A 14,845-nucleotide genomic window follows, 5' to 3' on the forward strand; every position below is an offset into this window, starting at 1 on the left:
AAGCTTTTCATACTTTCGCCATGAGCGCAGGGATTTCGCGGGCAAAGATGGAATTGGTCCGGTTTGTGGTAAAATTTTTCAATGAATCGGCATGCCGGAACGGGCGCTTTGTCTGCTGCACTTTACGCACAGACAGACCGAACGCCAGACAGATTCCGGAGCCGCCACGCTGAACCTGCAAAAGCGATTTTTGGCTTTCAGGAAAGCCGCTCAAGAAAGGAAGCAACAGGTACATGACAGAGAAAACGCCTTACTTTCTGACGACCGCGATCGCGTATACGTCAGGAAGACCACATATTGGAAACACCTACGAGATCATTCTCTCCGATGCGCTCGCCCGCTTTAAACGGGCGCAGGGCTACGATGTCTTCTTTCAGACCGGAACCGACGAACACGGTCAGAAAATTGAAGAAAAAGCCGCCGCGGCAGGCATTACGCCGCAGGCCTTCGTCGATGACGTTGCCGGAAAAATCCGCTCCAACTGGGATCTGATGAATACGTCCTACGACTGCTTCATCCGCACCACCGACGAAAAGCACGTCAAAGCGGTACAGAAAATTTTCCGTCGTCTGTATGAACAGGGCGACATTTACAAAGGCGAATACGAAGGCTGGTACTGTACACCCTGCGAATCGTTCTGGACCGAGTCGCAGCTCGTGGACGGCAACTGCCCGGACTGCGGAAGACCCGTTCACAAAGCGAGAGAAGAAGCCTACTTCTTCAACATGCGCAAATACGCGGATCGTCTGATGAAGTATATTGAGGATCATCCGGATTTCATTCAGCCCGAAAGCCGCAAAAACGAAATGGTCAACAACTTCCTCAAACCCGGTCTGCAGGATCTGTGCGTATCCCGCACGTCCTTCTCCTGGGGCATCCCGGTCGATTTCGACAGCAAGCACGTTGTCTATGTATGGCTCGATGCGCTGACAAACTATATTACGTCGCTTGGCTACGATGCCGATCTGCCCTGCGAAGAACAGCCGGAAGCCTTTAAGAAGTTCTGGCCGGCGACTCACATTATCGGCAAGGACATTCTTCGCTTCCATACCATTTACTGGCCGATCTTCCTGATGGCGCTCGATCTGCCGATGCCCAAAAAGTCTTCGGTCATCCGTGGATGTTAATTGGAGAGGGCAAAATGTCCAAATCCAAAGGCAACGTCATTTACGCCGAAGAACTCGTTGAACATTTCGGCGTCGACGCCGTTCGCTACTACTGCCTGCACGAAATGCCGTTTGCACAGGACGGAACGATTACGTGGGATCTGATGATCGAACGCATCAACTCCGATCTGGCCAACGTCCTTGGAAACCTCGTCAGCCGGACGATTGCCATGGAAAACAAGTACTTTGACGGTCTTGTCGAAAATCCAGGCGTGACTGCACCGGTCGATGACGAACTCAAAGCAGCTGCCGAAAATGCGGTGGTGAAAACCGAAGAGAAGATGGAAGACTTCCAGGTCAGCGCTGCGCTCGACGAAATCTTCACCCTTCTGCGCCGTTCCAATAAATACATTGATGAAACCGAACCGTGGAAGCTGGCCAAATCCGAAGAGGATCTGCCGCGTCTGAAAACGGTTCTGTACAACCTGCTCGAAAGCATCCGCATTGCCGGCATTCTGCTCGAAAGCTTCATGCCCGAAACTTCGGCAAAAATTCTCGATGCGCTCAACACAAAGGAACGCACGCTCGATTCCGCCCGTCATTTCGGTGCGCTCGAACAGGGCATTCATGTCGCCGAAAAGATCGAACCGCTCTTTGCGCGTATTGATGCCGCCAAGTTTGCGAAAGAAAACGGCCTGACGCAGGAAGAACCCGAAAAAGCCGCGAAGAAAGAAAAGAAAAAGAGAAGAAGGCCTCCAAAAAGAAGAGAAGCCCGCAGAGCCGATCGAGATCGATGACTTTGCGAAAGTGTCTCTGAAAGCCGGCCGCGTTCTTGAAGCCAAAGTTCATCCAGACGCAAACCGCCTGCTTGTGGAAACCGTCGATCTTGGAAACGGCGATGTCCGCCAGATCGTTTCCGGCATTGCACAGGCGTATGCGCCGGAAGACATTCAGGGAAAAATGGTTGTCGTTGTCGCCAACCTGAAGCCGGCTAAACTGCGCGGCGTGGAAAGTCAGGGCATGCTGCTGTGCAGCGTGGGCAAGGACGGCAAGCCTGCCGTTGTCTTCCTGGATGACGCCGTTGAACCCGGAACGACCATTCGCTGATGACCCCAAGACAGAAACTGCTGTTTACCCAGATCCAGCTGGCGCTTGCCGGCGTGCTGATTATGGTTTTCGGCTTTGTCTGGGATCGGACGGAACTGATTGTTCTTGGTGCCGTCGTCTGCGCCTATGGCGCCATCCGCGCACGGATTCTTCCCAGGATGATTGAAGAAGACGTCACGCCCGACGAAAGTCTGGACGAGATCATCGCCAGAGCCAAAGAAGACGAAAAGGCTAAAGAAACCGAAAAAGGCAGCAAAGCCGAAGAAGCACAAAAGGATGGGGATCTCAAGCCAGAGGATCCAGCCGATCCGGCAGAGCTGACATCGCAAAAAGAAAAGTGCGACCGTATGAGAGCCGAAACAGACAAAACGGAATGATTGTCTGCTTATTCGATCCGACTTGTCGCCCCTGTGTCTGGACGCTGAATTTCCGACCCATAAAATCACATAAAGCAGGAGAGAATAGAGTGCTCCTGCTTTTTCTGCGTAAATACGGAAAAGGACGGGTGCCTATGGAGGAATCTCATAAAAAACACCGGAAGAAGCTGCAGGACAAAGGGCGCATAAAGGGAAAATAGCTACAGGTTAAGCAATTCTTACGCTCAAAAAGAAAAGTTAAGTAAAATTAACTTTGATATTTAGTTAAACGAAGAAACCTTTAACCGAACATATTGAATAAAAATTTACCGAAAACCAGCGAAAACCCTTTCAGAATCTGTTGTTTAAAACAAATGCCTATGTTATAGTTCACATGTAAATTCTTCCGCAATTCCGCGGAACTCTCGTAAGAGACGAGAAATAGAAAGGGTACACTTAAGTACTATGGAACTCAACAAACTCTTTAAAACCATGATGGCAGGTGCTATGGCCCTGTCCCTGGCAGCTTGCGGCAGCAGCGACGGCGGCTCCACAAGCAGCACAGCTTCCTCCACAGCTGACTCCGGTTCTGCTGGAGGAGAAGGCGAAGTTTCCGTATTCTACTACACATACGGCGACGACTATATCTCCACAGTTCGTGCAGCTCTCGACAAAGACCTCGAAGATGCAGGAATCACCTACGCTGACTACGATGGCGGCAACAGCCAGACTACTCAGACTGAACAGGTACAGACAGCGATCTCCAAAGGATCCAAGTGCCTCGTTGTAAACCTGGTTGACACAGCTTCCCAGGATGCTGCGAAAGAAATCATCACCCAGGCTGAAACTGCTGGTATCCCAGTAATCTTCTTCAACCGTTCCGTTGACGAAGAAGTTATCTCTGCTTACGACAAAGCTGCTTTCGTAGGTACTGACTACGAAATGGCTGGCAAAATGCAGGGTGACATGATCGGTGAATACCTGAACGCAAACTACGATGCTACTGACCTGAACGGCGACGGTGTAATCTCCTACATCATGCTGAAAGGCCAGGAAGGCAACGCTGAAGCTGACGCTCGTACACAATACGGTGTAGAAAACGCTGACGCTAAACTGGCTGAAGAAGGCCACGAAGCTCTCGCTTACTACAAAGCTGACGCTCCTACAAAATACGAACTGGACAAAGACGGTGCATGGTCTGCTGCTCAGGGTACTGATATCGTTCAGAACGCTCTGTCCCAGTACAACGAAGAAAACGGCGACATGATCGAGCTCGTTATCGCAAACAATGACGGTATGGCTCTTGGTGCTCTGTCCGCTCTGCAGAACGCTGGCTACAACGACGGCGAAGGCAAGACCATTCCTATCTTCGGCGTAGACGCTCTTGACGATGCGAAGACAGCAATCGACGAAGGCAAAATGACTGGTACCATCAAACAGGATGGCGAAGGTATGGCCGCTGCGATCTGCCAGATGGTTCAGAACATGATGGCTGGAAAAGACAAATTCGAAGGCCTCGATTCTGCAAACGTAGTCGGAACATGGCGTATTAACATTCCTTATTCCGAATACAAAGCTGACTAATTTCCCGCTGCAGGAAACAGAATCAGTTTAAAACCGCAATGATTCCAAAATCAGCCACGGGTTCCCCGTGGCTGATTTCGAATCAGGCGATCACATAGAAATACGAAAGGAAAAACGAAATGTCTCAGGTAAATCCAACTGTTCATGACGCAGCTTGGAAAGAAGCACATCCCGTTGTCCTCCAGATGAAGGAAATCACCAAGCAGTTCCCTGGTGTTAAAGCGCTCGACGGCGTTTCTCTGAACGTCCGCGCCGGAAGCGTACACGCACTGATGGGTGAAAATGGTGCCGGTAAATCCACTCTGATGAAATGCCTCTTCGGCGTTTACAACAAAGACAGTGGAACCATCATCCTCGAAGACAAAGAGGTTAACTTCAAAAACTCCAAAGAAGCGCTCGAAAACGGTGTTGCCATGGTTCACCAGGAACTGAACCAGGCGCTTAAGCGCAACGTTATGGACAACCTCTGGCTGGGTCGCTATCCGACAAAAAACGGTTTCGTTTCTGAAGCAACAATGCTCAAGGATACGAAAGCGGTATTCGATGAACTCGAAATCGATGTCGATCCACGAACCGTAATGTCAACGATGCCAGTCGCTCAGCGACAGATGGTTGAAATCGCCAAAGCCGTATCCTTCCATTCGAAGGTAATCGTATTTGACGAACCGACTTCCTCCCTTACGGAAGAAGAAGTAGAACACCTTTTCAAGATTATCAACATGCTGCGTGATCGCGGTGTTGCCATTATTTACATCTCCCACAAGATGGACGAAATTCTGCGCATCTCCGACGAAATCACCGTCATGCGTGATGGTACCTGGGTTGCTACGGAAGTAACGGAAAACATGGATATGAACAAGATCATCAAACTGATGGTCGGCCGTGAACTTACGAACCGCTTCCCGCCCAAGGACAATGTTGTATCCGATGAAGTATCTCTTGAAGTAAAGAACCTCACCGCTCTTTACAACCAGCTGAACGATGTATCCTTCAAGGCACACAAAGGTGAAATCCTTGGTGTTGCCGGTCTGGATGGTGCAGGTCGTACAGAACTGCTCGAAACAATCTTCGGCTACGCCACTCGCAAGGATGGACAGATCTTCCTGCATGGTCAGGAAATCCATAACAAAAACCCGAAAAAGGCTCTTGCCAACGGTTTTGCTCTTCTGACTGAAGAACGCCGCGCCACCGGTATCTTCGGTATTCTGGACATCCGTGCCAACACAACTATTTCCAACCTTAAAAGCTATCTCAAAGCCGGTCTTCTTTCCGATGCGGCAATGAAGAAAGATACGGACTGGTCCATTGGCGCCATGCGCATTAAGACACCGAGTCAGGCGACGAAAATCTCGTCTCTGTCCGGCGGTAACCAGCAGAAAGTAATTCTTGGACGCTGGCTGCTGACCGAACCGGAAATTCTGCTGCTGGATGAACCGACGCGCGGTATTGACGTAGGTGCCAAATATGAAATCTACGAACTGATCTCGAACCTGGCGAAACAGGGCAAGACAGTCATGATGGTTTCATCTGAGATGCCGGAACTGCTCGGCGTCTGCAACCGTATTCTGGTTATGTCCGGCGGTCGTCTTGCCGGCGAGGTAGATGCGGATAACACAAGCCAGGAAGAAATTATGACTCTGGCTGCGAAATACGTATAAAGAGGAAATATTAAAATGTCTGAAAACACAAAAGCAAAAAGCGGAATCGCATGCAGGTGTGGATGGATGATTACAAGCAGATGGATGCGAAGGACAAAAACGTGCCATCACGAACCTCCTTCTCAACAACGCAATGTACATCATCATCCTCATTGCGGTCATCTTCATCGGTATCCGCGAACCGAAATACTTCTCTGTATCTTCGATTGTCAACATCATCACACTGACCGCTGCTAAACTGCCGATCGCTCTGGGTATCGGCGGATGTATCGTACTGACCGGTACCGATATTTCGGCCGGCCGTATGGTTGGTCTCGCCGCTGTAATCATCGCGTCGATGTCCATCACCAATAACCGTATTTTCCCGGGTCTCGAACCTCTTCCAATCATTGTTCCGCTTCTGGCTGCTATGGCAGTCTGCGGACTGATCGGTTTCGTAAACGGCTTCTCCGTTGCGAAATTTAAGCTCCATCCATTTATCGTAACCCTGGCTACACAGCTGATCACTTACGGTATCATCCTGATCTACCTCAAGCTCGGTACGAACAACGGCCAGACTCTTTCCGGATTCGACCAGACTTACCGTGACATCGTTACGGGTACGATCTTCTCCATCGGCGCTTCTAAGATCCCAATGTACGTACTGTACGCCATCCTCATGGTTGTCGTTATGTGGATCATCTGGAACAAGACAACCTTCGGTAAAAACATGTTTGCAGTTGGTTCCAACGAAGAAGCAGCTACCGTTTCTGGTGTTAACGTTTCCCGCACAATCATCATGGTTTTCGTTCTCGCGGCAATCATGTACTCTCTGACAGGTTTCATTGACGGTGCCCGTATCGCTTCCGTAAACGCCAACACTGGTTTCAACTACGAGTGTGACGCCATCGCGGCTTGCGTAATTGGCGGCGTTTCCTTCGTCGGTGGTACTGGACGTATCTCCGGTATCGTAATCGGCGTACTCCTGCTGCAGATTATCTTTACTGGTCTGAACTATATGTCCGTTGACCAGAACTACCTGTACATTATTAAGGGTATTATCATCCTCGTTGCCTGCGCGATCGACATGCGTAAGTACCTGACGAAGAAATAAAACCCCATTATGAATGAGAAAAATCATTCTGAGACCCCAACGGATCTCCAACCCGATGGCGGACTGTATAAGAATCTGAACGTCTCCACGCGCACTCTGGGAATTGTAATCATTGCGGGATGCATTCTCTTGTGTTTGTTGATGTACCTCGGTACGCGAAAAGATGGTTACGCAGTTTCCTATAATTCCAAGGGCGGAAGCGATGTACCCTCTCAGGTCTACCAGTTCCAGGACGCTCTGAGTTTAGCTGATGCCCCTGTCCGTGAAGGCTACCGCTTTACAGGCTGGTATACGGACGAAAACTGCACAATGCCTGCGGATAGCTCTCTTCTAGTCGAAGGCGATATGCAGCTCTTTGCCGGCTGGGAACCGGAAACCGATTGACTCAGTTCATTTGATCATTCATTTTCCCCCTTAAGCTTCAGGCAATACACCCCGTGTTCTCTCGATCGAACACGGGGTTTTTGTTTGGAAAAAGGCGCGAAGAAACGGGCAGGTGTCCTGTTGATCCGGCTGCGGCCAGAACGACCCGCAACGGGGCCCGGCCCAGGTTTTCAAACGGCCGGATACTTCAGACGCCAAAACGTAAAAGTCCTCTGCCACCCAGAATTCTGGGAAGGGCAGAGGACTTCTGCTGTTCAGTGCTCAGTACTGGAGTTCAGTACTGGATGGTATAGAGATTGAATCGGACTTACTTCTCGTCGATGTCGATCAGTTCGTATTCACGATTTCCAAAGCCAAGAGCTGCGGCAGCTTCAACCGTGTGAACGCCATGACGGCTCTCTACACGTTCAAGGAAGTGATCACGTCCTGGGTCATCGGAGCTGTAGACCATATCAAGGCAGGCCTGATCGATCGCAACCGGGTCGGTGGAGATCATGATGCCGATATCTTTCATGCACGGATCTTCAGCGACATGGCAGCAGTCGCAGTCAACGGACAGGTTGACCAGGCAGTTGATGTACACAATGCTGTCCTTGAAGAAGGTGTTTACGCTTTCCGCGGCATCGGCCATAGCTTCGAGGAATTCATCGTGATTCACTTCTTTTTCCCAGCAGTCTTTCATCGAATCGGACTGACCGGTGGAGTGGATCCAGCACTTGCCGGCTGTGGATGCGCAGCCGATGGAGAGCTGTTTGAGGGCACCGCCAAAGCCGCCCATCGGATGGCCTTTAAAGTGCGAAAGCACGAGCATGGAGTTGTATTTCTCAATGTCCTTGCCGACGAAGTTTTTCTTGATGATTTTTCCGTTTGGAATTTCGAGGACTTTATCTGGTCCAGCCGCATCGAGGATTTCTACATCGAAGTTTTCGGTCCAGCCATGATCGCGAAGTACTTTTTCGTGTTCGAGGGTGTTGAAACGATGGCCGCCCATGTCGTGACCGTAAGCGGTGTTGCATTCAACGACCGTACCGTTGACTTCGTCTACGATCGGTTTTACGAATTCCGGACGCAGGAAGTTCTGGTTGCCGGCTTCACCGGTATGCAGCTTAACGGCTACATTGCCTTTCAGTTCCTTGCCTAAAGCTTTGTACAGACGGACTAAGGAGTCGCGTCCAGTGTTGCGGGTAAAATACACTTTGGATTTTTCCACGATAATATTCCTTTCATTGATCCAAAAATCGTTCATTCAAACAGAGACGTCTAAAACCGGGTGGCCTCAGAAGCTGGTGTCCACAATCTGATCGATCGCGTTCGTGTCGAGTCCGTTTTCGAAATAGTTTTCTTCGAGCGGAATCCATTTCGCTTCGAAGTTTGCGTACTTCTCTGCACCTTCCCGTTTCAAAAGCCGTTCTTTCTGCTCTTCCTTAGAACACGTCAGGAAGAGCAGAAAATCAACAAAAGGGAGCAGGTGAGCGCTGGCACTGTATGTGCCTTCGAGAAGCAGAATGCGCGGACGCTTCAAAGCGCGGGCCGACTGTAAAGTCATGGTTCTGCAGGAAAAGGGACAATAGATCGTTTCTTCCTTTTTCTGCAAAGGAAGCAGGACTTCATCGAGAATGCGTTCGTAATCGACGTTGGCACCTGGAGTCTTGAGACGTTCGGGCGTTCGATCTTCTGGCCGAAGGAAAAAGTCATCCATATGCAGGATGGAGCAGTCGTCCAGCCGGTCCACTAACAGAGAGGCCAGAGTCGTCTTTCCTGATCCGCATCGACCGTCAATCGCGACGACGAACATTGGCTTGTCGCTCTGGCTCCTTTTTCTTCGAGCGTTTTTACGATCGCATCCAATCGGTCAGCCCGAGAGGACGGAACAGATCCGTTCTGTATTGGGTTTTCGTTTGAAGAACTCATGCCTCCGCCTTGGCTGCCGAGACGGCGGCTTTCTGGGATGCGGCGGGACGTTCAAAGCGAAGCACGCCGGTTTTGTCGAGAACTACCATCAGAAGCGGGATTGCGGTCAGCTGCAGGATAATTCCCGGGATGGCATTTGAGAAGGCGCCGGCAATGAAGGCGCTGAGTGTAAAGGCGGAACCAGAGAGCCCCATCAGCACAGCCATTACGACACCCCAGATGATGCGTCCGCCAATCATGGCGCCAAGCAGGGACGTATAGACACTTACAATCGACTGCTTTTTCTGGATCTGATACAGCCATCCGGAAATGGCACCGTATGCGGCCAGTTCAAAAGCCATGGCCACAGCCTGTGGCATCATCGGCGGCATCGAGAACATAGCGCTTCGAAGCAGCGGCATAATTGCGCCGACGACCAGACCGTATTTCCAGCCGCAGATCAGTCCGCAAAGCAGAACCGGCACATGCATGGGACAGAGCATGTTTCCAATGAACTGAATCTGACCGGTAAGGAAGGGCAGAACCAGACCGGCGGCCAGAAACAGTGCCGACAGGGTCAGTTTCTGTACAGGTTTCAAATACAGCATCTCCTTTCTTTCTCTTGATCTCTTTCAGTATATATTCCATAAAAGAGCGATACAAAGCGTGAAGAGCACAATATTCTTATTCTCTTAGAAAATAATAGAAAGGTTCTTATTTGAATTATGAATAAATTTTCCTTACGGCCGTACCTGAAAATCATGCAGGTAAAGCAGAAAAAGGAAAAGAGGCTTTCTTTGTCCGGATCGCCGCCCGCCCGATCCGCCTGTGTGCAAACCGTGTACGGCTTCAATTCGTGATACACTCGAAGCCGTACAGAGATACAGAGAAAGGAGACAAACAGGAGCCCAAATTGCAGCCCTGTTCAAAGTGAAGCTATGGAAACAAAACCCAAAAGCGCATCGCCATTATTTCGACTGGCGGAACGATTGCCGGATCCGGCCGGATGGGCGAAGCGGCGACGTATCGCGCGGGAACCCTGTCGGTTGAGTCGATTCTTTCCAGCGTCAGCTCCATTCAGGAACTCGCCGATCTGGAAGTCTTTTCCGTCTGCTCCAAGGATTCTAATGACATTACGGAAGAAGATCTGTTTCGCATTAAGGTCAAAGCGGAAGAACTCGAACAGGACGACCGGTTCGATGGCATTGTCATTACCCATGGAACGGACACGCTCGAAGAAACCGCCTTTTTCCTCAACCTGGTTCTGAATGTCTCCAAGCCGATTGTCATGACCGGCGCCATGCGCCCGGCAACCGCGACGAGTGCGGACGGCCCGATGAACCTGTATCAGGCGGTCGCTCTGGCCGCCAATCCCAAAGCGGAAAAAATGGGCGTGCTCGCCGTTCTGTCGGATACGATTTATTCCGGCCGCGATCTGACGAAAGTCAATTCGATCAAGACCGACGCGTTTGAAGTCGGCGATCCAGGTCCGATCGGCTACATGCAGGATGACAAGGCGTATCTCATTCACGCCCCGTATCGCCGCCATACCATTTATTCGCGCTTTGCGATTGAGCAGATTCCGCGGCTTGCACGCGTGGAAATTTATTATGTCCATGCGCAGAGCGATCCGGATCTGCTTGCGTACATGCTGGAAACGTATGACGGCGTCATTATCGCCGGATCCGGCTCGGGCAACTATTCGCAGGAAATCCGGGAAGTCATCGAAAACTACACCGGACCCGCGCTCATCGTCCGCACCAGCCGGCTGCTCGAAGGCGCAGCCTTTGAATCTCCGGTTTTGATCCGCTCAAGAAAACCATTCCGGCCCATCGCCTCTCTCCGCATAAAGCGAGAATTCTTACCCAGCTCGCGCTCAGTTACGGCGTGCCGCGCGAAGAAATGCTCGCGCTCTTCCGAGAATACTGATCGAAACCGCGCCCTGAAGATCATAAGAGAAAACGTACAAAAGCGCCGGCAACGTCTTTGCGGCGCTTTTTCATCGTTTCAGGAAAAGAAATTTGTCCTTATTAACGAACCGGATCATCGAAACCAGGGATAAAAATCAAAACGACAGCACGTGGACACAAAATTCGCTATACTGAACTAACGGGTTTTTGGGCAAAACAAAGGCATTGACCGGGTCCAGAATTCATACCTGCACTATAATGAAAAGCACTGAAATACTCTTATCAAGAGTCGGGGAGAGAGTCAGCTCTATGATCCCGCGCCAACCTCGTAACTGGTGGCCCAGCTGACATCGATAACGAAGGCGCTGATGAATAACATAAGCATGCTTCGGTATGCTTTTTTCTGGTTAAGGACTTCGAATATCTCCAGGAAGTATTTCACATTCTCATGAAGTATCCCGTAACTGAATGTATAAGGAGGAAATTTGATGAAAAACTATATTTTTACCAGTGAGTCGGTAACAGAAGGACATCCAGACAAAGTCTGTGACCTGATTGCGGACTCGATCGTTGATGAAGCTCTTCGCCAGGATCCTAATTCCAACATGGCGGTAGAAGCCACCATCAAGGATGATTTCATTCTGGTTTACGGCGAAGCCAACACGAAAGCCGTCATCGATTTCGAACAGATCGCCAAAGACGTTCTGAAGAAAATCGGCTATCCGGAAGAATATCACGTACACACCGTTGTAAATAAGCAGTCCCCGGAAATCCATAACGCGGTCAACAAGAACAAGGACGGCAAGCTCGAGGTTGCGGCCGGCGACCAGGGCATCATGTTCGGCTACGCATCCAACGAGAACGGATGAATTCATGCCGGCCCCAATTTACTATGCGCACAAGCTGTCCCGTCAGCTGACCAAAGTTCGCCGCGAGCATCCGGATCTGCTGCGTCCGGACGGAAAGACACAGGTTTCCGTAGAATATAAGGATGACAAGCCCGTACGCATTGATACGATTGTCGTTTCCACCCAGCATTCTCCAGAAATCAGCCAGGAAGACCTCAGCAAGCTCATCCGCAAGGAAGTCATCGATGCGGTCATCCCGTCTGAACTTCTCGATGAAAATACAAAATACTTCATCAACCCAAGCGGATCGTTCGTAGTCGGCGGATCCTTCGGCGACTCCGGCACCACAGGCCGTAAGATTGTCTGCGATACCTATGGCGGAATGGGCCATATCGGCGGCGGATGCTTCTCTTCAAAAGACCCGACCAAAGTAGACCGTTCGGCAGCTTACTATGCCCGCTGGGTAGCCAAGAACATCGTTGCCAATGGACTGGCAGACAAGTGCGAAGTCGAAGTGGCTTACGCCATCGGACGCAAGGAACCTGTTTCGATTCTCGTGGACACCTTCGGCACCGGCAAAGTCAGCGACGAAGAAATCATGGATATCGTCAAGAAGAACTTCAATTTCGAAGTCGGCAATATTCTTGAAGAACTCGATCTGCGCAAACCAATTTATACCCGTACAACCAACTACGGTCATTTCGGCGACCCCAAACTTCCGTGGGAAAAAGTAATTGAGCTCAAGCGCTAAATAGAAATTCTGTTTTCAAAATTCAAAGTCTCCAGAACGCATCAGCAGGTTCTGGAGACTTTTTCTGCAGGCAGGAAAACAGGTCGTTTTTCCAGAATCGGATCCGTTAAAATCAGACTAAGGACAGGAATCAGACTAAGGACAGGAATCAGACTAAGGACAGGAATCAGACTAAGGACAGGAATCAGACTAAGGACAGGAATCAGATTAAGGACAGGAAAAGGAGGGAAAGAACATGGCACACTGCCTTTGTATAAATGGATACGATATGTGGAATGGCGATGGAAAACCGGAAATCAACGCGTTTTCCATTTCGTTTTTGAAGAATTTATGGAGGCGCATCCAGGAGTATTCCTCGTGGGGACGGACTACCCGGGAATAGACTACAAAGCTCCTGACATTTTGAGTATATTTACGACTGCTATGACTGGGCACCGTCCAGAGAACCGGACTGCTGGCTTTGTGAGGATTGCGAAAGCCTGACTGTCTTTTTGACGACGACAATTACCGCCTTGACCACCGTTACGATTTCGTGAAAATGGAAAAACTGTACGAACCGGGCGATAAGGGCTTTGATGACTGGGAAGAGTATGTGGCCATGCGAAATGATGAACTGGATGAATTCGGCGACTGGTATATTGGCATGGATCCGCTGACTGCACTGAAAACCTATCCCTTCAAATACCGGTATAAAGTTTCACCGGATCAAAAATACATCTGTGCGTTTGATTCCAGCCAGAATCTGGTTTTCTCCTACGAACAGGTCCGCTTTCTGGATTTCCAGAAGGAAGAAAAGCGCACCGTAAACGAATGAAGTCTGGAGGCATCTCGACATGGATTCCGTCGCGTTCCATCCTTCTCATTTGAAGCTGGCGACGGGAAGGAGCAGCCGATCAGTCTGTCCCCAGATAGATGGACGAATCCTTCAGATCCAGCTCTTTTTCATTCAGTGTCGCGTGCGTGAGCGTGTCGCCCAGATAGTTCAGTTCCATATAAAATAATGGGACATGTTCCTTGAGCAGCTTTAGAAAGATTCGATCGCCTTTCCAGAGATTGAGCGAGGCGATAGCGCTCCAGTCCATCCAGACCAGATCGCCTTCGCTGCACTCCTGCAGGCGCTTTTCTTCCTGCGGATCGAGTTCTCCCGTGTACAGAAACATAAGTTCTGAAAAGAGCGGATCTTCTTCGTGTTTTCGAAAGTTAAAGGTGATGATGCCGCAGAGTCTGGGATCATTCCAGTGTAGGCCGGTTTCTTCCCGGCATTCGCGCTGCATGCAGCCCAGGACCGTTTCGCCGTCTTCAAGCTTTCCGCCGATCCCAATCCATTTTTCCTTGTTGATGTCGTTTTCCTTTTTGTGCGATGAAGCATGAGTACTTTGTCTTTGCTTTGAATGTAGCCAAGCGTTGTCACTAACATGGTGTCTCCTTTTCGTCTGATCTGTTTCTATAGCCAATTTCTGCACGTTTAAATTTGTTTCTATTTTACCCGCATTGAGAACAGCCGGTGTCTGACAGAAAGCCGGCGTGCTCCGATTGAAGCCGTTTCGTCTGCGCGTTTTGCCAAAAGGCCGGCTTCGTTGACTCCCTATGTGAGTTTGTTTAAACTAATGGCATGATGATCGATAAAAAGACCCGATCCTGACGGAATCGGTTGAAGACTATCTCGAATCCATTCTTGTACTGTCCACCAAACTGCCGTATGTACGGAGTGTGGATGTAGCCAGCCATCTCGGCTTTTCCAAGCCTTCGGTCTCTCATGCCGTCAAAATGCTTACCGAACAGGGCTATCTTCTCGCAGATCCCAATAAACATCTGATCCTTTCGGACAAGGGAAGAGAAGCGGCGCAGCATACGTACCAGCGCCATGAATTTTTCACGCAGATGCTTACGAACATCGGCGTCGATCCGCAGATCGCCGAAGACGATGCCTGCCGGATTGAACACGTGATTTCGCAGGAAACGTTCGACGCCATCAAGACGTACTATAATTCGTCTGCCCCAGAAACCGCGGAAGAAGAAGCTGCGTAAACGATAATTGAATTTTCGGACTGAGATTTTTCAAATGAGAAATCCAGTCCTTTTTCTTTGGATCCGTTTCGCAAAGCCAGGACGGGCAGACCGGAGAAGAGCGGCCGTTTCGTTTGAACGTTTCCGCGGG

Annotated in this window: 15 protein-coding genes and 2 pseudogenes; 13 read left to right on the plus strand and 4 right to left on the minus strand. The window is 50.1% G+C overall.

The window, feature by feature from the left end; all coding sequences use genetic code 11:
* Positions 1-200 precede the first annotated feature (200 nt).
* The 8 genes and pseudogenes from metG to KWG61_RS04700 form a co-directional block, all read left to right on the plus strand.
* A pseudogene (gene metG / locus KWG61_RS04665) lies at positions 201-1,270 on the plus strand (methionine--tRNA ligase); the annotation flags it as partial.
* A gap of 66 nt (positions 1,271-1,336) precedes the next feature.
* Complete coding sequence (locus tag KWG61_RS04670) at positions 1,337-1,903, plus strand: class I tRNA ligase family protein (protein WP_242745555.1); 567 nt, start codon at positions 1,337-1,339, stop codon at positions 1,901-1,903.
* Positions 1,890-2,213, plus strand: a complete 324-nt coding sequence (locus tag KWG61_RS04675; RefSeq protein WP_242745557.1) for a hypothetical protein — start codon at positions 1,890-1,892, stop codon at positions 2,211-2,213. Before KWG61_RS04670 ends, KWG61_RS04675 begins: the two co-directional genes overlap by 14 nt.
* A complete protein-coding gene (locus KWG61_RS04680) occupies positions 2,213-2,590 on the plus strand; it encodes a hypothetical protein (RefSeq protein ID WP_230267264.1) in 378 nt (125 codons plus the stop codon). The genes KWG61_RS04675 and KWG61_RS04680 overlap by 1 nt, the downstream gene beginning before the upstream one ends.
* A gap of 444 nt (positions 2,591-3,034) precedes the next feature.
* Positions 3,035-4,153, plus strand: a complete 1,119-nt coding sequence (locus KWG61_RS04685; protein WP_230267263.1) for a galactose ABC transporter substrate-binding protein — start codon at positions 3,035-3,037, stop codon at positions 4,151-4,153.
* A 119-nt stretch (positions 4,154-4,272) separates the two neighbouring features.
* Positions 4,273-5,811 (plus strand): sugar ABC transporter ATP-binding protein, encoded by a 1,539-nt coding sequence (locus KWG61_RS04690; RefSeq protein WP_230267262.1) that lies wholly within the window; start codon positions 4,273-4,275, stop codon positions 5,809-5,811.
* A 133-nt stretch (positions 5,812-5,944) separates the two neighbouring features.
* Entirely contained in the window at positions 5,945-6,904 is a 960-nt protein-coding gene (locus KWG61_RS04695) for a beta-methylgalactoside transporter (protein WP_242745086.1), read from the plus strand.
* Between the two features lie 9 nt (positions 6,905-6,913).
* On the plus strand, positions 6,914-7,288 hold the full coding sequence (locus KWG61_RS04700; protein WP_230267260.1) for an InlB B-repeat-containing protein: 375 nt from the start codon (positions 6,914-6,916) through the stop codon (positions 7,286-7,288).
* 307 nt (positions 7,289-7,595) lie between these two features.
* Here KWG61_RS04700 and KWG61_RS04705 read toward each other — a convergent pair whose 3' ends face one another.
* The 3 genes from KWG61_RS04705 to KWG61_RS04715 all read right to left on the minus strand — a co-directional run bounded on the left by KWG61_RS04705 (position 7,596) and on the right by KWG61_RS04715 (position 9,786).
* Positions 7,596-8,498: a DUF362 domain-containing protein gene (locus KWG61_RS04705; RefSeq protein ID WP_230267259.1), complete on the minus strand. Its 903-nt coding sequence runs from the start codon at positions 8,496-8,498 to the stop codon at positions 7,596-7,598.
* A 66-nt stretch (positions 8,499-8,564) separates the two neighbouring features.
* Complete coding sequence (locus tag KWG61_RS04710; RefSeq protein ID WP_242745087.1) at positions 8,565-9,083, minus strand: uridine kinase; 519 nt, start codon at positions 9,081-9,083, stop codon at positions 8,565-8,567.
* A 112-nt stretch (positions 9,084-9,195) separates the two neighbouring features.
* Positions 9,196-9,786, minus strand: a complete 591-nt coding sequence (locus tag KWG61_RS04715; protein WP_242745088.1) for an ECF transporter S component — start codon at positions 9,784-9,786, stop codon at positions 9,196-9,198.
* Between the two features lie 398 nt (positions 9,787-10,184).
* On the opposite strand from KWG61_RS04715, the gene KWG61_RS04720 reads away from it, so the two are divergent.
* The 4 genes and pseudogenes from KWG61_RS04720 to KWG61_RS04735 all read left to right on the plus strand — a co-directional run bounded on the left by KWG61_RS04720 (position 10,185) and on the right by KWG61_RS04735 (position 13,501).
* On the plus strand, positions 10,185-11,240 hold the full coding sequence (locus tag KWG61_RS04720; protein WP_242745089.1) for an asparaginase: 1,056 nt from the start codon (positions 10,185-10,187) through the stop codon (positions 11,238-11,240).
* Between the two features lie 336 nt (positions 11,241-11,576).
* Positions 11,577-12,687 (plus strand): annotated as a pseudogene (metK, locus tag KWG61_RS04725) (methionine adenosyltransferase).
* Between the two features lie 235 nt (positions 12,688-12,922).
* Positions 12,923-13,069, plus strand: a complete 147-nt coding sequence (locus tag KWG61_RS04730; protein WP_242745090.1) for a hypothetical protein — start codon at positions 12,923-12,925, stop codon at positions 13,067-13,069.
* Between the two features lie 156 nt (positions 13,070-13,225).
* Complete coding sequence (locus tag KWG61_RS04735) at positions 13,226-13,501, plus strand: hypothetical protein (protein WP_242745091.1); 276 nt, start codon at positions 13,226-13,228, stop codon at positions 13,499-13,501.
* A 79-nt stretch (positions 13,502-13,580) separates the two neighbouring features.
* Here KWG61_RS04735 and KWG61_RS04740 read toward each other — a convergent pair whose 3' ends face one another.
* The gene (locus KWG61_RS04740; protein WP_242745092.1) at positions 13,581-14,141 is read right to left on the minus strand and encodes an NUDIX domain-containing protein; all 561 of its coding nucleotides are present in this window, start codon (positions 14,139-14,141) and stop codon (positions 13,581-13,583) included.
* A 181-nt stretch (positions 14,142-14,322) separates the two neighbouring features.
* Here KWG61_RS04740 and KWG61_RS04745 point away from each other — a divergent pair, with 181 nt between their 5' ends.
* A complete protein-coding gene (locus KWG61_RS04745) occupies positions 14,323-14,715 on the plus strand; it encodes a metal-dependent transcriptional regulator (protein WP_242745559.1) in 393 nt (130 codons plus the stop codon).
* Positions 14,716-14,845 lie beyond the last annotated feature (130 nt).

The sequence above is a fragment of the Allobaculum sp. Allo2 genome (assembly GCF_022701175.1).
Lineage (GTDB): Bacteria > Bacillota_I > Bacilli_A > Erysipelotrichales > Erysipelotrichaceae > Allobaculum > Allobaculum fili.

Excerpts from the sequence above, each read along its gene's own strand:
- KWG61_RS04670 (WP_242745555.1), top strand. The coding sequence starts at position 1,337 with ATGGAAAACAAGTACTTTGACGGTCTTGTCGAAAATCCAGGCGTGACT.
- KWG61_RS04680 (WP_230267264.1), top strand. The coding sequence starts at position 2,213 with ATGACCCCAAGACAGAAACTGCTGTTTACCCAGATCCAGCTGGCGCTT.
- KWG61_RS04685 (WP_230267263.1), top strand. The coding sequence starts at position 3,035 with ATGGAACTCAACAAACTCTTTAAAACCATGATGGCAGGTGCTATGGCC.
- KWG61_RS04690 (WP_230267262.1), top strand. The coding sequence starts at position 4,273 with ATGTCTCAGGTAAATCCAACTGTTCATGACGCAGCTTGGAAAGAAGCA.
- KWG61_RS04695 (WP_242745086.1), top strand. The coding sequence starts at position 5,945 with ATGTACATCATCATCCTCATTGCGGTCATCTTCATCGGTATCCGCGAA.
- KWG61_RS04700 (WP_230267260.1), top strand. The coding sequence starts at position 6,914 with ATGAATGAGAAAAATCATTCTGAGACCCCAACGGATCTCCAACCCGAT.
- KWG61_RS04710 (WP_242745087.1), bottom strand. The coding sequence starts at position 9,083 with ATGTTCGTCGTCGCGATTGACGGTCGATGCGGATCAGGAAAGACGACT.
- KWG61_RS04715 (WP_242745088.1), bottom strand. The coding sequence starts at position 9,786 with ATGCTGTATTTGAAACCTGTACAGAAACTGACCCTGTCGGCACTGTTT.
- KWG61_RS04720 (WP_242745089.1), top strand. The coding sequence starts at position 10,185 with ATGGGCGAAGCGGCGACGTATCGCGCGGGAACCCTGTCGGTTGAGTCG.
- KWG61_RS04730 (WP_242745090.1), top strand. The coding sequence starts at position 12,923 with ATGGCACACTGCCTTTGTATAAATGGATACGATATGTGGAATGGCGAT.
- KWG61_RS04735 (WP_242745091.1), top strand. The coding sequence starts at position 13,226 with ATGGAAAAACTGTACGAACCGGGCGATAAGGGCTTTGATGACTGGGAA.